The 26,713-nt window shown below is 66.9% G+C and carries 26 protein-coding genes; 2 read left to right on the top strand and 24 right to left on the bottom strand.

Annotation, left to right across the window (positions count from 1 at the left end; genetic code table 11):
- Positions 1–18: 18 nt before the first annotated feature.
- Genes C4S71_RS02490 through C4S71_RS02455 form a run of 8 tightly spaced genes read right to left on the bottom strand, consistent with a single transcriptional unit; the run spans position 19 to position 7,786 of the window.
- Positions 19–447, bottom strand: coding sequence for a bifunctional adenosylcobinamide kinase/adenosylcobinamide-phosphate guanylyltransferase (locus C4S71_RS02490; RefSeq protein WP_086509937.1), 429 nt, complete (start codon positions 445–447; stop codon positions 19–21).
- On the bottom strand, positions 399–1,040 hold the full coding sequence (locus C4S71_RS02485; protein ID WP_086509938.1) for a histidine phosphatase family protein: 642 nt from the start codon (positions 1,038–1,040) through the stop codon (positions 399–401). Before C4S71_RS02485 ends, C4S71_RS02490 begins: the two co-directional genes overlap by 49 nt.
- The gene (gene cobS, locus C4S71_RS02480; protein ID WP_086509939.1) at positions 992–1,750 is read right to left on the bottom strand and encodes an adenosylcobinamide-GDP ribazoletransferase; all 759 of its coding nucleotides are present in this window, start codon (positions 1,748–1,750) and stop codon (positions 992–994) included. Before cobS ends, C4S71_RS02485 begins: the two co-directional genes overlap by 49 nt.
- Positions 1,747–2,304 carry a bifunctional adenosylcobinamide kinase/adenosylcobinamide-phosphate guanylyltransferase gene (locus tag C4S71_RS02475; RefSeq protein WP_086509940.1) on the bottom strand — a complete coding sequence of 186 codons (558 nt, stop codon included), beginning with the start codon at positions 2,302–2,304 and terminating at the stop codon, positions 1,747–1,749. The genes cobS and C4S71_RS02475 overlap by 4 nt, the downstream gene beginning before the upstream one ends.
- Positions 2,301–3,401 carry a threonine-phosphate decarboxylase CobD gene (cobD, locus tag C4S71_RS02470; protein ID WP_086509941.1) on the bottom strand — a complete coding sequence of 367 codons (1,101 nt, stop codon included), beginning with the start codon at positions 3,399–3,401 and terminating at the stop codon, positions 2,301–2,303. Before cobD ends, C4S71_RS02475 begins: the two co-directional genes overlap by 4 nt.
- Positions 3,402–3,417: 16 nt before the next feature.
- Positions 3,418–4,413 (bottom strand): adenosylcobinamide-phosphate synthase CbiB, encoded by a 996-nt coding sequence (gene cbiB, locus C4S71_RS02465; RefSeq protein ID WP_086509942.1) that lies wholly within the window; start codon positions 4,411–4,413, stop codon positions 3,418–3,420.
- Positions 4,414–4,423: 10 nt separating this feature from the next.
- Positions 4,424–5,479 carry a nicotinate-nucleotide--dimethylbenzimidazole phosphoribosyltransferase gene (gene cobT, locus C4S71_RS02460; RefSeq protein WP_086509943.1) on the bottom strand — a complete coding sequence of 352 codons (1,056 nt, stop codon included), beginning with the start codon at positions 5,477–5,479 and terminating at the stop codon, positions 4,424–4,426.
- A 57-nt stretch (positions 5,480–5,536) separates the two neighbouring features.
- Positions 5,537–7,786 carry a heavy metal translocating P-type ATPase gene (locus C4S71_RS02455; RefSeq protein WP_103968100.1) on the bottom strand — a complete coding sequence of 750 codons (2,250 nt, stop codon included), beginning with the start codon at positions 7,784–7,786 and terminating at the stop codon, positions 5,537–5,539.
- Positions 7,787–7,903: 117 nt separating this feature from the next.
- Between C4S71_RS02455 and C4S71_RS02450 the strand changes: the two genes are divergently transcribed.
- The gene (locus C4S71_RS02450) at positions 7,904–8,986 is read left to right on the top strand and encodes a PA0069 family radical SAM protein (RefSeq protein WP_103968099.1); all 1,083 of its coding nucleotides are present in this window, start codon (positions 7,904–7,906) and stop codon (positions 8,984–8,986) included.
- Between the two features lie 4 nt (positions 8,987–8,990).
- On the opposite strand, the gene C4S71_RS02445 is transcribed toward C4S71_RS02450, so the two are convergent.
- From C4S71_RS02445 to C4S71_RS02370, 16 genes are all read right to left on the bottom strand, one after another.
- Positions 8,991–9,986, bottom strand: coding sequence for a zinc-dependent alcohol dehydrogenase family protein (locus C4S71_RS02445; protein ID WP_103968098.1), 996 nt, complete (start codon positions 9,984–9,986; stop codon positions 8,991–8,993).
- Positions 9,987–10,061: 75 nt separating this feature from the next.
- Entirely contained in the window at positions 10,062–10,859 is a 798-nt protein-coding gene (locus C4S71_RS02440; RefSeq protein ID WP_103968097.1) for a DUF2797 domain-containing protein, read from the bottom strand.
- A gap of 81 nt (positions 10,860–10,940) precedes the next feature.
- Positions 10,941–11,225, bottom strand: a complete 285-nt coding sequence (locus C4S71_RS02435) for a YeaC family protein (protein WP_086511675.1) — start codon at positions 11,223–11,225, stop codon at positions 10,941–10,943.
- A 15-nt stretch (positions 11,226–11,240) separates the two neighbouring features.
- Positions 11,241–12,089, bottom strand: a complete 849-nt coding sequence (locus C4S71_RS02430; protein WP_103968096.1) for a rhomboid family intramembrane serine protease — start codon at positions 12,087–12,089, stop codon at positions 11,241–11,243.
- A gap of 228 nt (positions 12,090–12,317) precedes the next feature.
- Positions 12,318–13,304: a metallophosphoesterase gene (locus C4S71_RS02425; protein WP_103968268.1), complete on the bottom strand. Its 987-nt coding sequence runs from the start codon at positions 13,302–13,304 to the stop codon at positions 12,318–12,320.
- 16 nt (positions 13,305–13,320) lie between these two features.
- Entirely contained in the window at positions 13,321–14,214 is an 894-nt protein-coding gene (locus C4S71_RS02420) for an NAD(+) kinase (RefSeq protein ID WP_086511673.1), read from the bottom strand.
- A gap of 64 nt (positions 14,215–14,278) precedes the next feature.
- Positions 14,279–15,148 (bottom strand): carboxylate/amino acid/amine transporter, encoded by an 870-nt coding sequence (locus tag C4S71_RS02415; RefSeq protein WP_086511677.1) that lies wholly within the window; start codon positions 15,146–15,148, stop codon positions 14,279–14,281.
- A 57-nt stretch (positions 15,149–15,205) separates the two neighbouring features.
- Entirely contained in the window at positions 15,206–16,918 is a 1,713-nt protein-coding gene (locus C4S71_RS02410; RefSeq protein ID WP_103968095.1) for a glycerol-3-phosphate dehydrogenase/oxidase, read from the bottom strand.
- A gap of 139 nt (positions 16,919–17,057) precedes the next feature.
- Positions 17,058–18,827 carry an ABC transporter substrate-binding protein gene (locus tag C4S71_RS02405; RefSeq protein WP_422666833.1) on the bottom strand — a complete coding sequence of 590 codons (1,770 nt, stop codon included), beginning with the start codon at positions 18,825–18,827 and terminating at the stop codon, positions 17,058–17,060.
- 33 nt (positions 18,828–18,860) lie between these two features.
- Entirely contained in the window at positions 18,861–19,133 is a 273-nt protein-coding gene (locus tag C4S71_RS02400) for a DUF2160 domain-containing protein (RefSeq protein WP_086511671.1), read from the bottom strand.
- A 16-nt stretch (positions 19,134–19,149) separates the two neighbouring features.
- Positions 19,150–20,043, bottom strand: a complete 894-nt coding sequence (locus tag C4S71_RS02395; protein WP_103968094.1) for a carbohydrate ABC transporter permease — start codon at positions 20,041–20,043, stop codon at positions 19,150–19,152.
- 1 nt (position 20,044) lies between these two features.
- On the bottom strand, positions 20,045–20,929 hold the full coding sequence (locus tag C4S71_RS02390) for a carbohydrate ABC transporter permease (RefSeq protein WP_086511669.1): 885 nt from the start codon (positions 20,927–20,929) through the stop codon (positions 20,045–20,047).
- Complete coding sequence (locus C4S71_RS02385) at positions 20,926–22,023, bottom strand: ABC transporter ATP-binding protein (protein WP_103968093.1); 1,098 nt, start codon at positions 22,021–22,023, stop codon at positions 20,926–20,928. Before C4S71_RS02385 ends, C4S71_RS02390 begins: the two co-directional genes overlap by 4 nt.
- Complete coding sequence (locus tag C4S71_RS02380; RefSeq protein ID WP_103968092.1) at positions 22,023–23,111, bottom strand: ABC transporter ATP-binding protein; 1,089 nt, start codon at positions 23,109–23,111, stop codon at positions 22,023–22,025. The genes C4S71_RS02385 and C4S71_RS02380 overlap by 1 nt, the downstream gene beginning before the upstream one ends.
- A 50-nt stretch (positions 23,112–23,161) precedes the next feature.
- Complete coding sequence (gene glpK / locus C4S71_RS02375) at positions 23,162–24,694, bottom strand: glycerol kinase GlpK (protein ID WP_103968091.1); 1,533 nt, start codon at positions 24,692–24,694, stop codon at positions 23,162–23,164.
- A 348-nt stretch (positions 24,695–25,042) separates the two neighbouring features.
- A complete protein-coding gene (locus C4S71_RS02370; protein ID WP_103968090.1) occupies positions 25,043–25,627 on the bottom strand; it encodes a YqaE/Pmp3 family membrane protein in 585 nt (194 codons plus the stop codon).
- A 350-nt stretch (positions 25,628–25,977) separates the two neighbouring features.
- Between C4S71_RS02370 and C4S71_RS02365 the strand changes: the two genes are divergently transcribed.
- Entirely contained in the window at positions 25,978–26,385 is a 408-nt protein-coding gene (locus C4S71_RS02365) for a CBS domain-containing protein (RefSeq protein ID WP_086511664.1), read from the top strand.
- Positions 26,386–26,713: the final 328 nt, after the last annotated feature.

Genomic DNA, 26,713 nt, shown 5'->3' with positions numbered 1-26,713 from the left:
CGCTCAGGCTGATACAGATCAACAACTTAGCTCTTTCACCAGCCCGTTCCATACGTACCACACCCGCTCGCAGCGGGCCGCGGCATCCTGGGCCAGCCAGCCGTTGAGGTCGCGCAGGCGCCTGTTATCCAGGCCGAGCGGCACGATACCGCGGCCCATCTCGAGCAGGATCAGCACCGCCTGGCCGCCGCGTTCGGCCTCCCAGGCCCGCAGCGCATCGAGCTCCCGCACCATGGCCTGGCGCAGCCGGTCGTCGTCGGGCTCGGCGGCGAGCCGCTCGCCGATCCAGCGCTCCCAGCCCTCCAGCACCAGGCATGAGGTGTCGGCGACCGAAGGCCACGCCTCGAGCCGGTCTCGCGCATGGGCGGAGTGCCAGCGTGGCTCCTCGAAGCGCTGCCTTACGACGCCGCGCTTGCCGGCGCAGGTACCGCCGATGAAGAGCTGCATTGCCAGCGCCCTCCGTCATGAGTGAAGGTGAATCGGCGCCCCTCGGCCTGAACGACGCCGCCCTCCCAGAAGCCGATGCCCTCGAAGCGGCGGCGCAGCTCGCGAATCACGCCGCCATGGCAGACCACCAACACACGATGGTGGTCGTGTGGCGAGCAGCCGTTCACGAGATCGGCGAACCAGTCGTCGAGCCGCTGGCGCAGCTCGGCGGTGGATTCGCCGCCGGGCGGCGGCTGCTGGCCTTCGCTGTCGATCCAGGCGCGATAGAAGGGCTGCGACTTCAGCTCATCATAGGTGCGCCCCTCGTAGTCGCCGAAGTCGAGCTCGCGCAGGCGCGCATCGAAGTGCGTCGGCCAGGCCCGCTCGCGCCCTTCGACCACGTGCGCCAGGGTCTGCCGGCAGCGGGTCAAATCGCTGCAGTGCACGGCATCGAAGGTTTGCTCCTCCAGCGCCTCGCGCAGCCGGTCGAGACCTGGCAAGGCCTCGGGCAGCAGCAGCGGGATGTCGCGCTGCCCCTGGTAGCGACGCTCGCGATTCCACTGCGTCACCCCGTGACGAACGACCACCAGCTCCAGGCGACCAGCAGCAGCCATAGCTCTCCTCCTTCGATTGCGGTTCCGACGATATCGCCGTTGATGCCCTTGAAGGCGCACAGCATGCCCCAGGCATAGAGCATCAGGAACGGCGCCAGTGCAAGGCACAGCCACACGCCTCCCGGCACCAGCGCGGCCAGCGGCAGCAGCGGCAGCGCCGCGAGCCAGAGATCGCGCGGTGAAAGATCGCGCTTCCAGCTGGCAGCCATGCCCTCGGGCCGCGCCGCCGGAGCCAGCACCAGCAGCGCCACGGCTGCCAGGCGGCCCAGCCCCAGGATCATCACCAGCAGCAGCAGGCTGGCGCCGGCTTGGAGCAGCACGAACAGCAGCGCGGCCTTCCACAGTAGCAGGAACACCAGCGCCAGGATGCCGAAGCTGCCCACATGGGGATCCTTCATGATCTCCCACTTGCGCTCCAGCGGCGCGTTGCTGCCCAGGGCGTCGGCCACATCCATCAGGCCGTCCAGGTGCAGCCCGCCGGAGAGCGCCACCCACAGCGTGAGCAGCGCCAGCGCCAGCAGCGGTGCAGGTAGCAGGCTCTCGAGCAGCGCGGCCGCCGCCGCTAGCAGGCCGCCGAGCAGCACGCCCACCAGCGGATAGCAGCGTACCGCCCAGCGCCGGGTGGCCGGCGTCCAGGGGCAGGCGAAGGGCAGCGGCAGCCGGGTGAGGAACTGCAGCGCCAGCACCAGGCCAAAGGCGACGTCTTTCATGAGCGCTCCTCGCCACGGCGTTTCCACACCTGCGGCAGCCCGGCCATCACCTGGATCACCTCGTCCGCCTCCTGCGCCACCAGGCGGTGAGCCCGCTGCAGAAAAGCCAGGTAGCGCCACACCTCGGTGTCCTCGGGGGGCATGCCCTCGTTGACGTCGTTGGAGACGATCACCAGCGCCACGTCGCGCTGCCGGGCCTCGGCCAGCAGGCGCTCGAGCATGGCGATGCCCCGCGCCTCGTCGAACTCGCCGGCATACTCGCTTGCATAGAGCAGTTGGCTGGCCCACAGGGTCAGGCAGTCGAGCAGCAGCGTGCTGCCGGGCGCCACCCGCTCGAGGGCGGCGATGAGATCCACCGGCTCCTCCAGGGTGATCCAGCCCTCGCCCCGGGCTTGCCGATGGCGGCCGATGCGGGCCTGCCACTCGTCGCTGCCGCTCATGGCGGTCGCCAGGTAGTAGCGGGCCCCGCCCCGCTCGGCCTGCCAGCGCCGCGCCAGGGCTTCGGCATGGGTGCTCTTGCCGGAGCGCGCCCCGCCGCTGATGAAAGCGATCATGGATGTCTCCAACGCGCGATGGCCTCGACCAGCGCCCGGTTCTCCGGCCGCGAGCGCACCGCCACCCGCAGCCAGGCGCCCTCGAGGCCGATGAAATGGTGGGTATGACGGACGAGAATGCCGCCGCGCGCCAGGTGTTCCAGCAGCGCCGGCATCGACCCGCCGCGAGCATCCTGGAGCCGAGCATCCCTGAACAACAGGAAGTTGGCGTGGGACGGCACGACGTCGAGCCCCAGCGCCGCGAGCTCGCCCTGCAGCCAGGGGCGCTCGGCGTCGAGCCAGGCGCGGGTTCGCGCAAGATAGTCCCGGTCCGCCAACAGCGGCGCGACCAACCCCGCCGCCAGGGCGTTGACGCTCCACGGCGGCTGCAACTCGGCAATAGCGTTTACCGCTGCGGCTGAGCCCAGCAGGTAGCCCAGCCGCAGGCCGGGAATGGCGTAAAGCTTGGTCATCGAGCGCAGCAGCAGCAGGTTGTCGAAGCGAGCCAGCAGCGGCGTGAGTCGCTCGTCCGGCGTGACGAAATCGACGAACGCCTCGTCCACCACCAGCATGGCGCCGTGGCTACGGCCCGTCGCCAGCAGGCGCTCGACGACCCCGCGCTCGATCAGCGTTCCGGTGGGGTTGTTGGGGCGACACAGGAACAGCGCGCCGACATCGCGCATGGCCTCATCGGCACGTGCCTCATCCAGCGCAAAACTGCCCGGCGCCAGCTCGACATGCTCCACGGCGATGCCGTAGTGGCGGCAGGCCCGCTCATACTCGCCGAAGGTGGGCTGCACGATCGCGGCCCGACGCACCCCCTGCCTGGCCAGCAGCGCCGCAGCGAGGAAGATCGCCTCGGCGCCGCCGTTGGTGAGCCTTACCTGCTTGGGCCCGAGCCCTTCGCTCATGGCGATAGCGTCTCGCGCCTCGCAATAGTCAGGGTCGGGATAGACGGCGAGTTCCGTCACGCAGGCGGCGAGCCGCTGCGCCAGCCAGGGCGGCGGCCCCAGCGGGTTGAGGTTGGCACTGAAGTCGATGACCTCACTGTCGCCAGCGAGGCCGAAGCGCGGCAGCAGCTGCTCGGGGCGCCCGCCATGGCTCGGCCAGTCGCTCATGCGTCTCCCCCCTCGCTCATGCCCAGGCGCTCCGCACTCCGGCCACAGCGGCCATCAGCAGGAAGAACACCGCCCAGGCGCCATGCATGTGGCGCACGGCACGTTCGATATGGACGACCCGCAGCGGCTCGTGCGGCTCGCCCAGCCTTACCCGCTCTGAGACCCGACCGCCGTAGGTATTGGTGCCGCCGAGCTGCACGCCGAGCAGGTACGCCATCATCGCTTCGGGCCAGCCGGCGTTGGGGCTGGGGTGGCCCGGCGCCTCGCGCCAGGTGCCGGCCAGTGCCCTCTGTCTACGCACCCCCTGCCAGCGCGCCCCCGGCAGCGCCAGGGCGGCCAGCCACATGCTCAGGGCGGTGAGCCGGGCCGGCACCCAGTTGGCCAGGTCGTCGAGCCTGGCCGAAGCGTAGCCGAAATCGGCGTAGCGCTCGCTGCGATGGCCGACCATGGAGTCCAGGGTGTTCACCGCCTTGTAGGCCAGCGCCAGCGGCGCCCCGCCGAGCAGCGCCCAGAACAGCGGCGCGGTGATGCCATCGACCGTGTTCTCGGCCACGGTTTCCACCGTGGCCCGGGTCACGCCGGCCTCGTCGAGGGTATCGGTATCGCGCCCGACGATCATCGCAACGGCCCGGCGCGCACCTGTGAGGTCGCCCTTGACCAGCGGGTCGGCCACCACGAAGGCGGCATCGCGCAGCCCCTTGATGGCAAGCGCGCTGGCCAGCAACAGCAGTTCGCCGATGCGCCCAAGCCAGGGGTGCAGCCAGGCGAGCAGCGTCAGCCCACTCCAGGCCAGCGCATAGACGAGCGCCACCACGCAACCGGTGAGCAGAAAGCCCTTGCAGCGACGGGCTCGCGGGCTGCCGTGGTTCCAGCGACGCTCCAGCACCTCGATCAGCCGCCCCATGGCGACCACCGGATGGGGAAGCCAGCGCGGGTCGCCGATGAGCAGATCCAGCGCGATGGCCCCCAGCAGCAGTGCCAGTAGGGCCAGGCTCAGCGGCTCGACACTCATGCCTCGGCGCTCATGACTCAGGGGCAGCGCCAGCCACCCCGGCCGAATCGAAGGTGGCCATCTCGCTCAGCATGCGGCAGGCGGCTTCGAGCAGCGGGAAGGCGAGTGCCGCTCCGGTGCCCTCGCCCAGGCGCAACTGCATGTCGAGCAGCGGCTCGGCCTCGAGCAGCTCCAGCGCCACGTCGTGGCCCGGCTCGCAGGAACGGTGGCCGAAGATCAGGTAGCCGCGCAGCGCAGGCGCGAGGCGGCAGGCCACCAGCGCCGCCACCGTGGCGATGAAGCCATCGACCAGGATCGGCATGCGCCGGGCGGCCGCACCCAGGTAGGCGCCGGCCATGGCGGCGATCTCCAGCCCGCCGAGCTTGACCAGCACTTCCATGGGCCGGGTGGGGTCGGCATCGCGAGCCGCCAGGGCGCTTTCGATCACCCCGGCTTTGTGAGCCAGGCGCGCAGGGGCGATACCCGTGCCCTGGCCGACCAGGCGACTCGCTGGCCGGCCGCTCAGCGCCGCCAGCAAGGCGCTGCTCGCGGTGGTGTTGGCAATGCCCATCTCACCGACGATCAGGCAGCGGCAGCCGGCGGCGTGACTGCGCGCGGCGGCACGTATGCCGACCTCGATGGCGCGCTGGGCCTCGGCCAGGCTCATGGCATCCTCGCGGGCGAAATTGGCGGTGCCGGGACGCACCTTGTCGTGGACCACGCCCTCACCTTCGACGGTACCCTTCACGCCGACATCGACGACCTCGAGCCGTGCCGCGATCTGCCGGGCAAAGACGTTGATGGCGGCACCGCCAGCGGCGAAATTGGCCACCATCTGCGCGGTGACCTCCTGGGGAAAGGCCGACACCCCCTCCTCGGCCACGCCATGGTCGGCGGCGAAGACGATCACCCCGGGCGGGCTCACCGCAGGCGCAGCGCTGCCGCTCAGACAGGCAAGCTGGATGACCAGCGATTCGAGACGACCCAGGCTGCCGGGGGGCTTGGTGAGGTTGTCGAGGCGTGTCTGCACGGTGGGGGCAAGAGCGTCATCGACCGGTACGATGGCGGCCAGGGTATCGGCAAGCATGAGCGTATCCTGATAGGGCGTGGGGCAGCCGCCATCTTAACAGGCTGGCTCGGCCTGTCACGGCGCCGTGCCCAGCGCTCCCACCTGCTGGCTCTGCTGTCGTACCTGGGGCTCCCGCTCGCCGGCCAGGGCCAGGCGTGCCGAATTCGCCACTACGCTGAGCGAGCTGGCCACCATGGCCAGCACCGCTATCAGAGGCGGAATCGGCATGGCCACCGCCAGCCCCAGTGCCAGCAGGTTGTAGATGCCGGAGAGCACCAGATTCTGGCGCATCACCCGGCGCGTGCGGCGCGCCAGGCGCCAGGCCACCTCGACCCCGGCCACCCCGGGCTTCAGCAGCGCCACGCTGGCGCCCTCCTGCACCGTGCTATTGGCACCCAGCGGCGCCACGCCGACGCTGGCGGTGGCCAACCCCACCACGTCGTTGAGCCCGTCGCCAACGTAGAGCGACGGCTGCGGCATGGCCGCCAGCAGCTTGGCCTTGGCCTCGGGGCTGCGCCCGGCATAGCACTCCTCCGCTTTCATGCCCACCGCATCCGCCAGCCGCCTCACCGCCGGCGCCCTGTCGCCGCTGATCAGCGCCAGCGCGAGGCCATGACGGCGCAGCTCGGCCAGCGTTTCTGCGGTGCCGGGCAGGGCCGTCTCGCCCAGGGTGAAGCGAGCCGACAGGGCACCGTCGCAGGCCAGCAGCACTTCGCTCTCTCCCGAGTCGGCGGCCTGCTCGGTGGCAACGCCCTGCTCGGCGAGCCAGGCACGGCTGCCCAGCAGCAGCTCTCGCCCGTCGCCAAGTGAGACCCGCCGCCCGCGTCCGCCGACCTCCTCGGCCTGCACGATCTCGAACTCCCCGCCCGCCCCGGCATCCTGGGCATCTTGAACATAGCGACGCACGGCCCGCGCCAACGGGTGCTCGCTGCCTCGCGCCGCCACCGAGGCCAGCGTCAGCAGCTCCGGTTCAGACAGGTTGGCCGCCGAGTGCATGGCCTGCACCTGCGGCTCCCCGGCGGTGAGGGTGCCGGTCTTGTCGAAGGCGGCGCTACGGATTCGCGCCAGCGTCTCGAAGGCCCCCGGGTCGCGAATCACCACGCCGCGCTCCAGGGCCTGGCCGCTGCCCGCCAGACCGGCCAGGGGAATCGCCAGGCCCACGGCGCAGGGGCAGGCCACCACCAGCACCGACAGCGCCCTCACCCAGGCCTCCTCGGTCGGCACGCCGGCCAGCCAGGTCGCCACCAGGGTAAGCAATGCCAGCACCACCGCCAGAGGACTGAGCCAGCCGGCGAAGCGGTCCGCCAGCCGCTGCAGCTCGCCCTTGCGCGCCTGCTGCCACCACATCTGCTCGCGCAGCCGGTCCAGACGACACTCGCCGGCGGGCGCGGTGACCTCGAATACCAGCGCCGCACCGCGGTTACGGCAGCCGGCCGCCACGGCATCGCCCGGCAGGCAGCGCCGCGGCGCGCTTTCGCCGGTCAGCGGTGAGAGGTCGAGCAACGCTTCGCCATCGCGGAGGACGCCATCCAGCGGCAGGGTCTCGCCGGGCTCGACGCGCAGCCGATCCCCCACCGCCACCGCTTCCAGCGCACAGGAGTGCCAGGCATCCGCCACCCAGCGCTGTACCTGCGCCGGCGGCCGATGCAACGCCTGGAGCGCACGCAGCCCGCGGTGGCGGCACAGGGTTTCCACCAGCCGACCGACCAGCAGCAGGGTGACCAACATCACCGCGGTATCGAAATAGACCTCCGGCGAGCCCAGCATCAGCAGCCACAGCGATACGCCCACCGCCGTCAGCGCGCCCAGCGCCACCAGCGCATCCATGCCGGGTCGCCATGCTCGGGTCGTGCGCCAGCCGGCACGGTAGAACGGCAGTGCCACGTAGGTGACGACCGGCAGGGCGAATGCGCCCGAAACCCAGGCCATGATCACGTCCAGCTCGGCACTGGGCATGGCACCGGCATAGATCAGCAGCGAGGCGAGCATGGTCCACATGCCGAAGGCCACGGCCATGAGCAGCCGCAGGGTGAGATAGCGGCTCTCGGCATCTAGCCGCGCTTCGGCATCGCCTATCGCTTCGGGGGGACCGAGGCGGTAGCCGAGCCGGCTCACGGCGGCGGCCAGCCGCGCCTCCTCGAGCGCCGGCGGCTGCCCCTGCACCAGCAGGGTGGCACTGGGGTAGTGCACGCTGGCGGCGCTGACGCCGGGCATGCGGGCCAGCTGTGCCTCGACGGCCAGGGCGCAGCTGGTGCACCACAGCCCCTGAACCGAGTAGAGCGCCTCGCCCTGGCGCTCGGATTGACTGTCGGAGATGGCATCCATACGGCAAAGCGTAAAGGAAACCCCGGACAAATGCCCGCCAGGTGGAGCCGTTGACGATTGGCACCTGGCCAATGCCCCACTATACTGTATATGAATACAGTTAAATGAAGGCTCGCCATGCCCCACTTCGACATCAAGCAAACGCGCAAGGGTCGCGGCGCCACCTACAACCCCAGCAACCGCTTCGCCCCCACCCACAGCGAAACGGAGGACGACGGCTGGTGGCAGGAGGAGATGCCGACGCGCCTGGCCACGGTGGTCAGCGAGGAGCGGGCACGCAGCGCGCTGGCGTGGAACGACTCCCCGGATCTGGCCTTCGACCGCTCCCTCAACCCCTACCGCGGCTGCGAACACGGCTGCATCTACTGCTATGCGCGACCGAGCCACGCCTACTGGGACATGTCGCCGGGCATCGACTTCGAGACCCGGCTGATTGCCCGCAGCGGCCTGGTGGATCGCCTGCGCGAGGAGTTCTGCAAGCGCAGCTACGTGTGTCGCCCCATTGCCTTCTCCGGCAACACCGACTGCTATCAGCCGCTGGAGGCGGAGCGCGGCACCAGCCGCGAGATACTGGGCTTCCTGCTTGAGTGCCGCCACCCGGTGTCGATCATCACCAAGAGCGCGCTGATCCTGCGCGACCTGGATCTGCTGGGGGAGCTGGCCCGCCGGCGGCTGGTGCGGGTGTCGATCAGCCTGACCAGCCTCGACACCGAACTCAAGCGCAGCCTGGAGCCCCGGGCCGCCTCCCCCGCCGCGCGCCTGCGCACCGTGCAGCGGCTGCACGAGGCCGGCATCCCGGTGGGGGTGATGGTGGCGCCGGTGATACCGGGCCTGACCGACCATGAGCTGGACCGCCTGCTGGCAGCGGCACGGGACGCCGGCGCGCAGTGGGCCGGCTGGACGCTGCTGCGCCTGCCACGGGAGGTGGCGCCGCTGTTCGAGGATTGGCTGGAGGCCCACTACCCCGAGCGGGCACGCAAGGTGATGAGTCTGGTGCGGCAGAGTCGCGGCGGTGCCGACTACGACAGCCGCTTCGGCAAGCGCATGCGCGGCGAGGGAGTGTTCGCCGAGCTGATCGCCCAGCGCTTCGACAAGATCTGCCGACGGCTGGGCCTCAACGACCCGGCCACCAGCGAATCGCGACAGCTCGACGTCACCGCGTTCCGCCCGCCCCGAGCGCAGGGCGACCTGTTCGAGTGACGGCTCAAGGCACGATGACGGCAGCTCCCGTCAGCCGGCCCTCGCGCAGGTCGCTCAGCGCCTGGTTGGCCCGGTCCAGCGGGTAGGCGTGCGTCTCGGTGCGAATCGGCACCGTGGGGGCCAGGGCCAGGAACTCCTCGCCGTCCTGCCGGGTGAGGTTGGCCACCGACTTGACGCTGCGCTCCTGCCACAGCAGGCGATAGGGGAAGGCAGGAATGTCGGACATGTGGATACCGCCGGAAACCACCGTACCGCCCGGACGCACCTGCGCCAGGGCCAGGGGCACCAGCTCCCCCACCGGGGCGAACAGCAGTGCGGCATCGAGGGGCTCCGGCGGCGCCTGGTCGGCGTCGCCGGCCCACACGGCGCCGAGCCGCCGGGCAAAGGCCTGGGCCGCGTCGTCGCCCGGCCGGGTGAAGGCATAGACTCGCTGCCCACGCGCCACGGCGAGCTGCACGAGGATATGCGCCGCGGCGCCGAAGCCGTAGATGCCGAGGCGCCGGTTCTGCTCGCCTCCGGCCAGGCGCCAGGTGCGATAGCCGATCAACCCCGCGCATAGCAGCGGTGCTGCGGCCTGGGCGTCCTCGGCGATCAAGGGGAAACAGTAGCGGGCATCGGCCACGCCGTACTCGGCGTAGCCGCCATCGAGGGTATAGCCGGTGAAGCGCGCGTGGGGGCAGAGATTCTCGCGACCGGCCAGGCAGGCCTCGCACTCGCCGCAGGTCCACCCCAGCCAGGGCACGCCGATGCGCATGCCCACCCCCAGGTGCTGCACGCCCGCACCCACCGCGGTGACCTCACCGACGATCTCGTGACCGGGAACCAGCGGCAGCACGGGCGAAGGCAGCTCGCCGTCCACCACATGCAGGTCGGTGCGGCACACGCCACAGGCCAGCACGCGATACTGCACCTGCCCCGCCTCGGGTTCGGGGCGGGGCACCTGCTCCAGCCGCAGCGGCTGACCGGGGGCATGCAGGCGCATCGCGCGCATCGTGCTCATGACGGCTCCCTCGCAACGAAGTCTCTTCGGGGAGCATAGCGCAGCCTCTCGGCTGCGCTCAGTTCCGTGCCCAGGTCAGCTTACCGCTACCTCGTAGCCGGTGAACTTGCGCAGATTGATCACGCCCGTATCGAGGATCAGATACTGTCCCTTGAGCCCCAGCAGGGTGCCGGCCACCTCGGACTGCTTGTCGAAGTTGTGGGAGACGATCTTGCGCGGATGCTCCAGCACCGGGTAGTCGAAAGTGACCGGCGGCTCGTCGAGCAGGCGAATGGCATCGGCACCGAAGCGCTGGCGTAGCTGGCCAAGCCCGCTCTCCAGACGCGCCAGCAGGCGGTCGCGCTCGGTCACGAGATCCAGCGGCTCGACCTCGCCCTTGAGCATGGCGCGCCAGTTGGTGCGGTCGGCCACCTCCTCCTTGAACAGCACCTCGACCAGACCCGACTGCTGACGCGTCTCGACCGTCAGGATCGGCAGCGCCTGGATCGCGCCCTGATCGAGCCAGCGGGTGGGCACCTGGGTGCCGCGGGTGATGCCCACCTTGAGGCCGGAGGAATTGGCCAGGTAGATGACGTGGGGCTGGAAACAGTGGCGTTCGGCCCACTCCGGCTCACGGCAGGTGCCGGCGTCGAAGTGGCAGGTCTCGGGCTTGACGATGCAGGTGTCGCACTGGGCCAGCCGGGTGAAGCAGGGGTAGCAGTAGCCCTGGGCGAAGCTCTTCTTCGTCGCCCGTCCGCAGTGGGTACAGGCAATCGCTCCGGTCCACTGCAGCCGCAGCGGCTGGCCGAGCCGCGCATTCAGATCGAGGCGATGCTCGCCGGCACGCAGCGTGTAGCGCACCGCGCCGCCCTGCTCGCCCGGTGCGACGGCCATCTTGCTCAGGCAGCCCTGAACTACGGCGGAATCGACTTCTTTCGTTTCAATAATATTCATAGGGGATGCGGCATAGACTGGTCAATCACGCGAGGCGTCCCGAGCTAGCCCCGCCAGCTCCGGCGGAACGTTAGTGCCGCTGCTGGCGCTGCCGCAGGTGCGCTGCTGCAGATAGCCCACGCGCAGCTCCTCGGGCACGTGATTCTCGTGCTCGTAGCGAATCACCGCCTCGAGGCAGAGTTCGGTCTGCTCCGCGGTCAGCATGCGCCCGTCGGGCCATTTGCGCAGCGCCACCGCCTGCTTGAGGCTCTCGTAGATGGCCGGCGTCATCTGGCGGATCATGCGCTCGAAGGTCATATCGCTCATGTAAAACTCTCTTGATCAAAGGCGGCGGGCACGGCTGGAATAATACCACCCCAGCAGGAGCCCCACGACCAGCCCGCCCAGGTGCGCCTCGTTGGCCACGTTGCCGAAGCCTACCGCCGCAGCCATGTCGGTCATGGTGAACACCATCCAGCCGAGCATGAACACCACCAGCATCTGCGGCACGAAGAAACCGCTGTGCGGTGCGCGGCGCGACATCAGCCAGACGTAGCCGAGCAGCGCGAAGTCGACCCCCGACATGCCGCCGAACAGCACGGTCCCGGTGGCGTACTGGGCCAGGTTGGCACCGATGCCCGCCACCAGCAGGATCATCAGTATGCGTCCGCTGCCCTGCAGGGTCTCGACCTGGCGCCCGAAATACCACAGCCACATCATGTTGAAGATCAGGTGCATCCAGCCGAAGTGGATGAACGCCGGCGACAGCAGACGCCAGACCTGCCCCGAGGCGATGGAGTCGGTCAGGCTGCCGAACGCCAGGCTGCCGTTGACGATCCCGACCGGCACGATGGTCAGCATGGCCACCACGATATCGCCGAGCAGGTACATCAGGGCGAAGACCAGCAGCGAGATCCCCAGCGCCGCGGCGGTGACCGGCGCCTGGCGGAAGGCCACGGCCAGGGAACCGCCGGTGCCGGACGCACGCTTGCGGCGCTCGGGCATGACCCGCTCACCGCGCTGCCAGCGCGTCAGCAGCTGCATCAGGGCGTCGTGCTGATCCGGATCGGCCAGCCACAGCACCTGACCTTCCGCTTCCTCGGTGAAGCGGTGCCCGATGCGATGCGCCCACAGCGCGCGACGCAGTTCGCTGGTGTCCGTTTCATGGGGGAACAGCATGATGCGATACATGAACGCTTCCTGAACCAAGGTTTTGAGTGCAATCTTGCGCTGGGACGGGGCTTTTCTCAAATCTGCCCACTGATGCACAGAGAAAATCGGGGCACAGAAAAAATCCGGCGGAAGGGGGGCCGCCGGACAAGAGCAAGGGATCATTCAAGGGAACACCTACTCTGACGAGCGAGCCGAGGGGAAGTTCAGGGCCGTGAGAAAAAAAGTTGTAAAACTTTGTATCTCTCTTCAGTCGAAGTCGATCTCCCACGGCCGGGGCCTCGCCTCCTCTTCCTGCGGCACCCTCACCCAGACGAAATGGTTGGCGTCCAGCCGCCGTTCGCCGCTCCAGCGGTAGGCGACGAGGCGCCCGAATTTCACCGCGCTGTAGTCGAGACAGGCAATGTTGGCGGTGGGCAGCGCCGGAATCCCTTCGCACCAGTAGTGACCGATGAACAGCGGCGGCTGATCGAGCCCGTAGTGCGGCAGGCGGGCCCGCTCGGCCGCGGTCAGCTCACGCTCTTCGAGGTCGCCGGGCAGGTTGTCGGGCTGAAAGATGACGTCGCCCCAGGTCTCTGGCCCCCGTGACCAGAAGTGGGCGCGAAAGCTGCGCCGGGTGAAGCCGTCGCCGGAGTGGATCTCGACCCCGGTGGGCAGGGGCAGGTGCACGCCCCGGGTGAGGCGATCGAGTATGCGATAGGCCTGGGTATCCGGCTCGACGGACTGCCTGAGGAATGGCTCGTCGATGATGCCGCCAGGACACTCCTTTTCCAGCGCATCGATCAGCGCCTGATCCCAGCAGGCGTGAACCACGCGGAAGTCGCCGAAGTCGAGGTAGAGCGGAATCTCCATGAACCAGTTCAGCGTTTCGTCCCACTCGGCGGGGTGATCGCGATACTGGTCGAGGGTTTCCTTGATGATGCGATTGTGCCGGGGCGTGTGCTCGCGAAGCCACTCGCGGCCCAGCTGGCGTGGCGCGCGATGGCAGTAGGCCAGGGCGTTGTATTCATGGTTGCCCATGACGATATGTGCCTCGCCCTCTTCCACCATGCGCCGGGCGATGCTCACCGCCAGGCGGATGCGCGGACCGCGATCGATCAGATCGCCGAGGAAGATCGCCTTGCGTCGGGGATGGCGGTAGACGCCACCACGCTGATGGTAGCCAAGCTTCTCCAGCAGCGCCCCCAGGGTCGCCCCGCAGCCGTGCACGTCACCGATCAGATCGTAGCCTTCTATCGCCGCCTGCCTCACCTCAATCTCCCAGCCGGTTGCTCCAGCCCAGCTTGCTGCGCAGGACCTCATAGAAGTTATGACCGAGCGGATGCACCAGTTGCACCCGCTGCGGCTTGCGCTTCACCACCAGCACGTCATCGGGCTTGGCCACGGCACGGGTCTGGCCGTCGCAGCTGATGTGCGGGTAGGTCTGGTTGGTCTCACCGATATGCACGTGGATCTCGCTGGCGGCATCGATCACGATGGGCCGGCTGGAGAGCGTGTGGGGGAACATCGGCACCAGCTCGATCACGTCCAGCTTGGGATGCATGATCGAACCGCCGCCCGACAGCGCATAGGCGGTCGAGCCGGTGGGCGTGGCCATGATCAGGCCGTCGCTGCGCTGGCTGCAGACGAACTGCTTGTCGATGAACAGTTCGAACTCGATCATGCGCACCGCCTTGCCGGGGTGCAGCACCACCTCGTTGAGAGCATCGCCGCTGCCCACCAGGGTACCGTCCCGGTAAAGCTCGGCGTCGAGCAGGAAGCGCTCCTCGACCTCGTACTTGCCGTCCAGCACCTGCCCTACCCGTTCTTCGAGTTCGTCCGGCGAGATATCGGTGAGAAAGCCCAGGCGACCACGATTGACGCCAAGCATCAGGGTGCCGCTGTGGCACAGCGTGCGAGCGGCGCCCAGCAGGCTGCCGTCGCCGCCCACCACGATGACCAGGTCGCAGAGCTCGCCCAGCGTGCGCCGGCTGGCCTCGGGATGCCCATGATCGGGCAGCACGGTCGCGGTGCGATCCTCGACGATCACATGCAGGCCACGCTCATCGAGAAGACGAAGCAGCCGCTCGAGGGTCTCGACCACCTGAGTGCTGCCCAGGCGGCCGATCAGACCGATGTTCTTGAACCCGTCGTGCTGCTTGTGCATGCCCTCGCCTCTCGCGTCGTGGGCGTTCATTATGGAGACAGTGGGCAGGACGGGCAAACGCGTCTCAGGCGGTAGCGGCAGCGCGACGCCGCAGCCACCACTCGTTGAGCACCAGGGAGCCGACGATGATCGCCCCGCCCAGCCCCAGCCGCACCAGATCGGCATCGCGGTTCCAGATCACCAGATTGACCAGCAGGCCGGCCGGGATGAGCGCGTTGTTCATGATCGCCAGGGCGCCGGCATCGACCCGGGTCGCCCCCAGGTTCCAGAAGAAGTAGCCAAGCCCGGACGCCACCAGCCCCAGCCAGGCCAGCACGCCCCAGTGCACGCCGGTGGTGGGCAGCGCCGCGGCGTTGCCGAGCAGGGCGAAGGCCGGCAGCGCCACGACCAGCGCGCCGAGATAGAACCAGGCAAAGACGCTGTGACGCGGCAGCTCGGCGGGCAGGTCCGCGGAGAGGCGTCGATAGCCCACCTGACCCAGCGCAAAGCAGAGGTTGGCCCCCTGGACCACCAGGAAACCGAGCAGGAAGCCGCTGTCGATACCGTCGTAGCGGATCACCGCCGCCCCCACTACCGCCAAGGCGGCGGTGAGCAGGTAGAACGGCGTGAAGCGGCCGAACAGCGCATCGTCGAGCAGCGTCACGTAGAGCGGCGTGAAGATGGTGAAGAGCAGCACCTCCGGCACCGTGAGCAGCAGGAAGGACTGGTAGAAGAAGATGTACATCACGCCCAGCTGCACGGCGCCCAGGCCCATCAGCGCCAGCCGCTGGCGGCCGACCAGCAGCCTGGGCCGCAGGAACGGCAGGAACACCAGGGCCGCCAGCGCCACACGCACCAGCACCGCGAAATAGCTGTCCACCTGACCGGCCAGATAGACGCCGATCAACGAGAACGAGAAGGCCCAGAGCGCGGTAACGCCGATCAAGTAGCCCACGGTCAACCTCGCATTCGATTTGAGTTGACGCGGATTATACTGCCAACCCGCCGCACATCAATGCGACGCCTGGCGTCCCGGCTCGGCTCCCGGCTCCGCTAGCGCTGCGCTCGCGGAGGCGACCGTGGCAGCCCGCTCGACGGCGGCGGCCTCGCTGCGCTCGCGCCGGGTGGTGGCGAAGTACTCCTCCAGACGCGCATCGGCCTCTTCGCCGAACAGGATCGTACAGGCCTCGCGCAGCCCCGGAGAACGACGCATCGCCTCCTCATGTACCACCAGGGCGATCTTGGAACGCCGCCGCAGGAAGTCCTCCAGCCGCGTGATCATCTCCCGTCGCTTGGCGTAGTGTAGTTCGCAGCGCAGGTACTCGGTGCCCTCGATCAGCACTTCGGCCTGGCGGGGGTCTTCGCGAATCTCCTCGAGCATCTCCAGCGCGTGGGTGCCGTAGCGCCGCCACAGCCGGGTCGAGAGCGGCTCGGACGACGCTTGCGCGGTGAGATCGTCGAGTCGCATCAGCCTGGCCTGGTGCAAAAATTCCCGGCGCACCTGATCGGGTGGCTCGCCGTACCAGCGGTGCTTCGGGAACGGCACCTCGATCCCCATGCGGTTCACCGCCTCGACCACCTCCTCGCCGACGTTGAGACAATCGGTCAGCTTGCCGCCGAAGATGCTCAGATGGGCGTCGTGAGAATTGATGTCGATGGCATGCTTGCGCGAAAGCTGCAGGAAGTCGCGCTCGCCGCCGCCCGTAGCCTTGACCGCCAGGGGGCGCACGCCGCAGCGAATGGAGATGATGTCCTGCTGATCCAGCGGCCGCTCGAGCCGCAGCCGCTTGTTGATGTTGTCGAGCACGAAGCGGATGTCCTCCTGCGTCGCCACCACTTCCGGGCGCTCGACCCGGGTATCGGTGGTACCGATGCAGGTTCGCGGCCCCATGGGGATGACGAAGAACAGCCGGCCATCGTCGGCGAAGAAGGCCAGCACCCGCTGGCTGTCGGTCAGCCGCGGCACGATCAGGTGAATGCCCTTCGAATAGACGTGGCGATGGTTGGTCGACTGACCGGTGAGCGCGTTGTGCTCGTCGACCCAGGGGCCGGCGGCATTGATCAACACCCGCGAACGCACCTCCAGCTCCCTGCCCGACATGACGTCGCGCACACGGGTCAGCCAACCGTCCGATTCGCGCCGGGCACCCAGCGATTCGACGTAGTTGACCGCTACGGCGCCGTAGTTGAGCGCCCCGCGCACGAAGTTGAAGACGAAACGGGCATCGTTGTCGTGCAGATAGGCGTCGGAGTACTCGAAGCCGCCAACGGCGCTGCCGGTGTCGATGATCGCCTCGTTGTCGCTTATCGCCTGAGGCGAAAGAAAGCGCGGTATGCGGGTGAAGCCGTTGCCGATCAGCCAGTAGAGCCAGGCGCCGGCCCAGAGATAGCGCGGGTGGTAGCGAAATCCCCGGGTGATGGTGGTGAGGAAGCGGATCTCCTGCACCGTGGAGGGATAGCTCTTGATCAGGTGGTTGCGACTCCGGCACAGCTTGCGCACCAGGGCGAAGTCGCGACTCTCCATGTACTTGATGCCGCCCCACACCAGATTGGAGGAGTGCATGCTGGTGCTGCCGGCGAAGTCGCCGCGCTCGATCAGGGCGACACGAACGCCCTTGCCGGCCAGAGCCGCCGCCGCAGACGCGCCGTTGATGCCGCCGCCCACGATCAGGACGTCGAAGACCTCGCCGCCCAGCTTGTCGATATTGCTGCTACGCAGTTCCATGTGCGGACCTTTCGAAGACAAAGGCCCCGCTCGGCGAGCGCCGAACGGGGCCTGGAATGACCCGGACGGGCTACCGGAAACACGAATAATGGTTGCGGAGCCCGGCGCACCTAGCCGCTGCGCCGGACTCGAGTCGGCATCAACGTGTACCGGCGGCCATCCACTCTTCCATCATCTGGTCGTAAGGGATGGTGGTTCCCTGCGGCATCTCGTCGTCGAGCTTGGCCTTGGGGGCACCCGGCTGCGACAGCCAGTACTCCGGGTCGCGCTCCTCGTTGAGCACCGGCGGGTAGGCCTCGAACACGTTGGCCCGGGCCAGGCGCGCCATGATGTTGTCCATGGCGCCGGCCAGGTTGTCGAGCCCCTCCTGAGGCGAGATCTCGCCGCTGATGACCGGCGCCAGGTTCTGCCACCACAGCGGTGCCATGCGCGGATAGTCGGGCACGTTGGTGCCGGTCGGCGTCCACATCGACTCGTTGGGGCTGCGATAGAACTCGACGAGACCGCCCAGGCGCGGCGCCATCTCGGTCATCTGGTCGGAGAAGATGTCCGACTCGCGGATCGGCGTGAGACCCGCCATCAGCTTCTCCAGCGAGACCGTCTTGGCCACGGTGAACTGACCGAACAGCCAGGCCGCGGTACGGCGATCCTCAGGCGTGGAGTCGAAGAAGGTCCAGGAACCCACGTCCTGATAGCCGACCTTCATACCCTCTTCCCAGTACGGCCCGACCGGCGACGGCGCCATGCGCCACAGCGGATTGCCCTCGTCGTCGGTGACCGCCACGCTGGGGTCGATCATGTCGGCGGTGAAGGCGGTGTACCAGAAGATCTGCTGGGCGATGTTGCCCTGGGCGGGAACCGGGCCGGCCTCACCGAAGGTCATGCCCTGAGCCTCGGGCGGTGCATAGTCACGCAGCCAGTCCACCGCCTTCTGCATGGCGAACACGGAAGCCGGCGCGTTGGTGCCGCCGCCACGGCTGACACTGGCGCCGACCGGACGGCTCTCCTCGTCGACCCGGATGCCCCAGTCGTCCACCGGGTTACCGAACGGGATGCCGGGGCTGCCCATGCCGGCCATGGAGAGCCAGGAGTCGTGGAAGCGCCAGCCCAGCGAGGGGTCGCGACGGCCGTAGTCCATGTGACCGTAGACCCGCACGCCGTCGATCTCGCCCACGTGCTCGGTGAAGAACTCGGCGATGTTCTCGTAGGCGGTCCAGTTGGTCGGCACGCCCAGGTCGTAGCCGTAGATCTCGCGGAACTGCTCCTGCAAATCCTCGCGCTGGAACCAGTCGTAGCGGAACCAGTAGAGGTTGGCGAACTGCTGGGCCGGCAGCTGATAGATGCTGCCGTCGGGGCCGGTGGTGTACTGGATACCGATGAAGTCGTCCAGATCCAGGGTCGGCAAGGTGAAGTCGGCCCACTCGTTCTCCATCGCCTGGGACAGGTTGATGGTGGTGCCGTAGCGGATGTGGGTTCCGATGGCATCCGAGTCGTTGATGTAGCCGTCGTAGATGTTGCGCCCGGTCTGCATCTGGGTCTGCATGTTATCGACCAGGTCGCCCTCGCCGATGATGTTGTGCGTGACGCGGATGCCGGTGAGCTCCTCGAAGGCCGGCGCCAGCACGTCGCGCTCCCACACGTGGGTGGTCAGACCCTCGGCCACGGTATTGATCTGCATGCCGCGGAACGGCTCGGCGGCCTGGGCGAACCACAGCAGCTCCTCGATCTGCTCCTCCCTCGAGAGCGTGGAGTTCTGGAAGTGCGTATCGACCAGTCGTTCGGCGATCGCGCGGGCATCGTCTGTCTGGGCGTGCAGGGCGGCCGAGGCGAGCAGCAGGCTGCCCGCGATAGCCGTCAGTTGGATCCTTTTATTCTTCATGTTGACCTCGTTCTGCGTGTTGTGAGTCATCCTTGACACCTTTATCGTCCGTACGGCCTTGGTTCAGCCCCAGCGCATCAGCACCAGCAACCAGAGGACGGAAGCCCCCAGGGCAAACCAAATCGAGATATCGGTGAAGCCGACCACTGCCAGGTGGATATAGGCAGCGGAGAGCAGCCCGATGAAGAGCCGGTCGCCGCGGGTGGTGGCAATCGGCAGAAAGCCGCGCCGTTCCACGCTGGGCGACACCAGTTCCCAGGTCGTCATGCCGAGCAGGATCGCGGCGATGACGGAGAAGAAGATTGCCGTGGGCAGAGTCCAGACCATCCATTCCATCGTCGTTCCCTCCCCTTCAGGTACGGCCCAGGGCAAAGCCCTTGGCGATGTGATTGCGCACGAAGTAGACCACCACGATGCCCGGGATGATGGTCAGCACGCCGGCCGCGGCCAGGGTGCCCCAGTCGATGCCCGAGGCCGTCGAGGTACGCGTCATGATCGAGGCGATGGGCTGGGCGTTGGTAGCGGTCAGGGTGCGGGAGAGCAGTAGCTCGACCCACGAGAACATGAACAGGAAGAACAGCGTCACGCCGATGCCCGAGCGGATCATGGGCAGGAAGATGGTCACGAAGAAGCGCGGGAAGCTGTAACCGTCGATATAGGCGGTTTCGTCGACCTCCTTGGGCACGCTGCTCATGAAACCTTCGAGGATCCAGATCGCCAGGGGAATGTTGAACAGGCAGTGAGCCAGCGCCACGGCGATATGGGTATCGAACAGGCCGACCGAGTAGTAGAGCTGGAAGTACGGCAGCAGGAACACCGCCGGCGGCGCCATCAGGTTGGTCAGCAACCAGAAGAACAGGTGCTTGTCACCGATGAAGCGAAAGCGGCTGAAGGCATAGGCTGCCGGCAGCGCCACCGAGATGCTGATCAGCATGTTCATCAGCACGTAGGCCAGCGAGTTGACGTAGCCCATGTACCAGTTGGCATCGGTGAAGATGCGCGCATAGTTGGCCACGGTGAAGTTCTGCGGCCAGAACGAGAAGCTGCCGAGAATCTCGCTGTTGGTCTGGAACGACAGGTTGAGCAGCCAGTAGATCGGCAGCATCACGAACACGAGATAGAGACCGAGCAGCGTGCGGCGGCGCCAACGGGTGGTGACGTTACGCGCCCGCTTGCGGCGCAGGGCGGCGGCTTCGGCGGCCTGCTTGCGCACGCTTTCGGGGGTGGTCGGTACGGAGCTGGTCATGTCAGGCTCCTCCCTGAGTGGTGTTGTCTTTCTGGCTGTTCATGATCGCGGTGTAGAAGACCCAGCAAACCAGCAGGATGATGAGGAAGTAGATCAGCGAGAACGCCGCCGAGGGGCCCAGGTCCTGCTGACCGATCGCCATGGTGGTCAACGACTGGCTGAGGAAGGTGGTCGAGCTGCCCGGCCCGCCGCCGGTGAGCACGAACGGCTCGGCGTAGATCATGAAGGAGTGCATGAAGCGCAGCAGCACGCCGATCACCAGCACGTTGGTCAGCTTGGGCAGTTGGATGTAGCGGAACACCGCCCACTTGGAAGCCCGGTCGATACGCGCGGCCTGATAGTAGGCGTCGGGAATCGAGCGCAGGCCGCTGTAGCACAGCAGAGCGATCAGCGGGGTCCAGTGCCACACGTCCATCAGAATGATGGTGGCCCAGGCATCGGCAGGGTTACGGGTGATGTTGTAGGCGTAGCCCAGCTCGCGGATGCCCACCCCCATCAGGCCGATGTCGCCGCGGGTGAAGAGCTGCCAGATGCTGCCTACCACGTTCCACGGGATCAGCAGCGGCAGCGTGATCAGGATCAGCACCGCCGAGGCCTGCCAGCCGCGCTTTGGCATCAGCAGGGCGATGCCGATACCCAGCGGCACCTCGATGGCCAGGATGGTGAAGGAGAAGGCGAACTGACGCAGCAGCGCCGCCTGCAAGGCAGGATCGTTGAGCATCACCTCGAACCACTCGGTACCGGTGAAGAAACGCGTGTTGGCATCGAACACGTCCTGTACCGAGTAGTTGACCACCGTCATCAACGGGATGATGGCGGAAAATGCCACCAGCATCAGCATGGGCAGGATCAGGAACCACGCCCGGTTGTTGTAGACCTTGTTCATTGCCCCACCTCCACGCGGAACTCGTCGATGTACAGGTTCAGCCACGCTTCGGGGAAGCGGACGTAGGCATGGCGCCGTGGCAACGGCCGATCCTCTCCCAGGCGCGCCCGGAACGGCATGCCGGCGAAGGTGAACGACACGATGCGGTAGGTGCCGAGGTCCTGCACGTTGTCGATCTCGACGGGGTAGCTGGCTTCACCCGGCTCCGTCAGCACCTCGACGAACTCCGGGCGAATGCCGAGCTTGATGTTGCGCGAGCGGGAGCGATGAATGGCATTGCGCAGAGCGGGCGGCAGCGTCAGATCGACGGTGCCGGTACGTACGCCCTCTTCGGTGCGCGCCACCTCCATGAGATTCATGCCGGGGCTGCCGATGAAGTAGCCAACGAAGGTGTGTGCCGGCGTCTCGAACAGCTCGCGCGGGGTGCCGAACTGCACCACCTGGCCCTCGTACATCACGGCGATCTTGTCGGCGAAGGTCGAGGCCTCGAGCTGATCGTGGGTCACGTAGATCATGGTGATGTTGAAGCGCTCGTGGATCTCCTTGAGCTTGCGCCGGAGCTTCCACTTGAGCTGGGGGTCGATCACCGTGAGCGGCTCGTCGAAGAGGATCGCCGAGACGTCGTCGCGCACCAGGCCACGCCCCATGGAGACCTTCTGCTTCTCGTCGGCGGTGAGGTTGCGCGCCTTGCGCTTGAGCAGCGAGGTGAGATCGAGCACGTCGGCCACTTCAGCCACGCGCTCGCGAATCTTGGCCGCCGGCGTGCCCACGTTACGCAGCGGGAAGGCCAGATTGTCGTACACGGTCATGGTGTCGTAGACCACCGGGAACTGGAACACCTGGGCGATGTTGCGCTCCTCGGGGGCCAGCTCGTTCACCACCCGGTCGTCGAACAGCACCTGGCCATCCGAAGGTGTCAGCAGGCCCGAGATGATGTTGAGCAGGGTCGACTTGCCGCAGCCGGAGGGCCCCAGCAAGGCATAGGCGCCGCCCTGGTGCCACACGTGCTCCATTTCGCGAATGGCGTAATCCTCGGGACCCGAGGGGCTGGGCGAATAGCTGTGCGCCAGCGACTTGAGAGTTATCTGGGCCATCAGTGCGCTCCTGGCCGAGACGGAATGTGCACGACGTCGCCATTCCGGTCGAAGGCATAGATCTTGTGGGTCGGGAAGTAGACCTTGAGCGGCTGATCCACGGCGAACTCGTACACGCCGGTGAGATGCAGCACCAGGTGGAACAGCTCGTTGCGCACGTGCAGGAAGGTTTCCGAGCCGCTGATCTCGGCGATGTCGACCTGCACCTCGAGTTCGAGATCGTCCTTGGCCTGGCGCTCGAGCCCGATATGGGAGGCCCGCACGCCGAACTGGTACTGCCCCGGCGAAAGGCCCGCCAGATCGCGATTGAGAGGAAAGTGCACGTTGCGGTCGAAGGTCACCTCCGTGCCCGAGACGATGGCCGGCACCACGTTGATCGGCGGTTCGGAGAACATCTCGGCGGTGAGCACGTCGCGCGGACGGTGATAGACATCTTCGGTGGGGCCGTACTGCAGCAGGCGCCCCTCGTGCAGTACCGCGGTGTGCCCGCCCAGCGCCAGCGCCTCGTTGGGCTCGGTGGTGGCATAGACGGCAATGCAGTTGCGCGCCTTGAACAGCTCGCGCAGCTCCTCGCGGAATTCCTCGCGCAGCTTGTAGTCGAGGTTGACCAGGGGCTCGTCGAACAGGATCAGATCGGCATCCTTGACCAGCGCCCGGCCCATGGCGGTGCGCTGCTGCTGGCCGCCGGAGAGCTCCGCCGGGTAGCGATCCAGCAGATGCTCGATGTGCAGCATGCTGGCCGTCTCGTGAACCCGCCGGCGTATCTCTTCTCGCGACACCCGCGCCAGCTTGAGCGGCGAAGCGATGTTGTCGTAAACGGTCATGGCCGGGTAGTTGATGAACTGCTGATAAACCATCGAGACGTTGCGCTTGCGCACCGAGGTGCGCGTGACGTCCTCGCCGTGCATCAGCACCCTGCCGCGGGTGGGCGGCTCGAGACCGGCCATGATGCGCATCAGCGTCGTCTTGCCGGCCAGGGTCCGCCCCAGCAGCACGTTGAAGGAGCCGGGCGCCAACTCGAGGTTGACGCCCTCGATATGCACGGCCCCGTTGACCACGTGATCGATGTTTTCAAGTATCAAGGACATGCTGAACTCTTTGTCGTCGTTATTGAGTCGTGGATGAGCCCAGGCGGGCTCTAACCGGCAAGCGACAATGCGTGCTCCGTCGCACACCGGGGAGAAAGATCGCGCTCGCTCTTCACCCGCTCCACGGCCACCTGCCAGCCGACATAGAGCGACTCGCGGATATCAGCCGGCATGCGGGGAAAGAAAGTGCGCTCGCACTGCCAACTGGCCGCCAGCTCGTTCAGCGAGCGGTACCAGCCGATGCCCAGCGCCGCCAGATAGGCCGCTCCCAGGGCCGTGGTTTCGCGAACCACCGGGCGGTCGACCTCCTGTCCCAGCACATCGGCCAGGCACTGCATCAGCCAGCCGTTGGCGACCATGCCGCCGTCGACCCGCAGCCTGCCCTGGCCGAGGCCGACGTCCTGCTCCATGCAGCGGTGGAGATCGCGCGTCTGAAAGCACACCGAGCGCAGCCCGGCGGCCACCAGCTCGGCAATGCCGGTATCGCGGGTGAGACCGAAGATCGCCCCGCGGGCACGCGAGTCCCAGTGCGGCGCCCCCAATCCGGTGAAGGCGGGCACCAGATAGACGCCGCTGCCCGCCCGGGTCTGCTCGGCCAGGCGCTCGGTCTCGGCGGCGTCATCGAACAGCCTGAGCCCGTCGCGCAGCCACTGCACCGTGGCCCCGGCCACGAAGATGCTGCCCTCCAGGGCATAGGTGGGAACGCCATCGATCCGGTACGCCAGAGTGGTCAGCAACCGGTTGTTCGAGCTCACCGCCTGCTCACCGGTGTTGAGCATGATGAAGCAGCCGGTACCGTAGGTGCTCTTGACCATGCCGGGCTCGAAGCACGCCTGCCCGACCAGCGCGGCGTGCTGGTCGCCGGCCACGCCGGTGATGGGAACGGCGTGGCCGAACAGGCCGGGCTCGGTGCAGCCATAGTCGTCGCTGGAGTCCCGCACCTCGGGCAACACCGCGGCAGGAATGTCGAACAGTGCCAGCAGCTCGGCATCCCACTGCTGGGTGTGAATATTGAACAGCAGCGTGCGCGAGGCGTTGGTGGCATCGGTCGCGTGGTGCCGGCCGCCGGTCAAACGCCACACGAGGTAGCTGTCGACGGTGCCGAAGGCCAGCTCGCCGCGCTCGGCCCGTTGGCGCGCCCCGGGCACGTTGTCGAGAACCCAGGCCAGCTTGGTGGCGGAGAAATAGGGGTCGATCAGCAGCCCGGTGCGTTCGCGCACCAGCTCGGCATGTCCCGCGGCATTGAGCGCATCGCAGTGCGCCACCGTGCGCCGATCCTGCCACACGATCACGGGATGGATCGGTTCGCCGGTGGCACGATCCCAGACCACGGTGGACTCACGCTGATTGGTGATGCCGATTGCGGCGATGTCTCGGGGCGCAACGCCGGTGCGCTGCAGAACCTCGCGGCAGACCCCGATGACCGTCTGCCAGATGGTCTCGGCGTCGTGCTCCACCCAGCCATCGTCGGGAAAGGATTGAGCGAGCTCCTGCTGAGCGATGGCCAGCGGGTTCATGGTGCGATCGAAGAGCACGGCGCGCGAGCTGGTCGTGCCTTGATCGATGGAAAGCAGGTAGGACATTAGCCTCGCCCCGATTATTCTTGTGGGTCGAAGATGAGGCTCTGGCTGATCGAAACGAAAACTAACCACTCGGTCAAATGTTCGATTTCAATCAAAAACAGCCCCAAATGTTCGTTTACGATAGCGAGACTAGCTTAACGATCATTAGAGGGCAACAGGCATGTTCGCCAAGACACCTAGACCTTAGTCTATGGAATTGCTCTTGCGATTCCCTTTGCAAAGTGCTGCGAATAGCAGCTTACGGCGTGCGAGCCCGAGCATACCGCTTTCGTTTTCAACCTCACTATTCGCAAACGAAAATGGAGCCCAGTACGCAGGTGGCTCCTGTCATGGGGCCCGGGAAGGGCATCACCCGAGCCGGCGCTTCAACCACACCCAGGCGTAAATGCAGCCCGGCACCCATCCCAGCAGGGTCAATGCCAGGCTGTAGACGACTCGCTTGGCGCCACCCTGGGAGAGGCCCACGGCCAAGGGCGGCAGCAGAATGGCAAGCGTCTTGAAGGCAAAGCGCAGCGCTGGAGGCATCGGCTCGGTCGATGCGGATGGTGGCACACCTGGCGACGATGACGCTGCGCCGCGTGCAGCCGCCGTCGGCTCGGCATCACCGCCTGAAGCGCCATGGCTAGCCGAAGCGTCATCACCGGCCGGCACATAGTGCTGCACTGCCTCCGCCGCTTCACGCTGCCTCTGTTCGATCTCCAGGGCCCGCCGATGCGCCTCGTGGTCGATCTTCTGATCGATACTCTCCGCCCCTTCCGCCAGCGCATCGTGATAGCGCTCCCAATCCTCCCAGTCGTGGGGGGTGCCGGCCCGAGGCTGGTGCCCACCGGCCTGGCGAGCACGCTCCCATGCCTTCTCTTCCAGCGTATTGGGACGCTCCTCGTCACGACTGCCATCGAGGCCCTTGCGGGCCAGATATTCACGCGCGTCCATCTGCTCCTCCATCACCCGCCACGGTATCGGGTGCGCCAGCTCCACCTCTCAAACTAGGCGCTGCATGAAAAAGTGCCTAGCCTATCCCTTCTCAAGGGTTGGATTCGCCTGACCCCGTGCATGTTCCGGCACCTGGAACCACCGCGCCCAACCCGCCAGCCACAGCGTTGGCTAGGTGTTGAAGGCATTGTTTAAGCCCGAAGCGATTCAGCTATGCTGAAAGTATCCGTAAGAGGAAGCGCTGAACAAATCGTCGAGCGAGATGAAGCGGCTTGGCTCGTTCCCGACCAGCGATTCGCTCGCACAGGCATTCGCAGTGTTTTCAAAGCGCTCGAACAAGGAGATGCGCCATGCAAAACAGGGCTCCTACCATCGTTCGCGAGATCATGTCCCGGGATTGCTACCGGGTCACGGCCAACACCTCGATCACGACGCTGGCCGAAGGCCTGGCCCTGCATCGCCTGCCAGGCGTGCCGGTCGTCGATGACAACGACAACCTGATCGGCTTCATTTCCGAGCAGGACGTGCTGGGCAAGCTGCTGCAGAGCGCCTATCTCAACGACGAAGCCCCGCTGGTCAAGGAACTGATGCGCAACGAAGTACTCTCCGTTTCGCCCACCAAGAGCATCACCGATCTGGCTCAGGAGATGCTGGGGCAGAAACCCAAGGTCTACCCGGTAACCGAACAAGGCCGCTTGTGCGGCATCGTGACTCGCCGCGACGTGCTGACCGCCATCCTGCGCATGCGCCATAATTGAACCCGCCAGGCCCCTGCCGAGCCAACGGCAGCTGGGCCTGACACGCTCCCTGAGCGAAAGCAAAAGCAGCAGGCCCCACGAACCGGGCCTGCTTTGCCGTGTATTCACCTGCCGGTCTGTCGGCAGCAATCGGGTAGGGGCCGGGGTCACCCCCGGCGCCCTCCCACACCACCGTACGTACCGTTCGGTATACGGCGGTTCATGAAGAACGGCTAAGCCCTCTTACCGTATCGAGTACCGAGATCAGGCCCAGTCCATCAAACCACTTCCTTGGCAGGGCCTGATTCATGTGCGAGGCCCCGGCGTTCCACCAGGCGCCTCGCCCATT

Origin of the sequence: Billgrantia desiderata (assembly GCF_900108215.1) — a bacterium.
Taxonomy (GTDB): Bacteria; Pseudomonadota; Gammaproteobacteria; order Pseudomonadales; family Halomonadaceae; genus Halomonas; species Halomonas desiderata.
The sequence above is the reverse complement of the archived record's forward strand: the minus strand, read 5'-3'. Positions and strand labels throughout refer to the sequence as shown.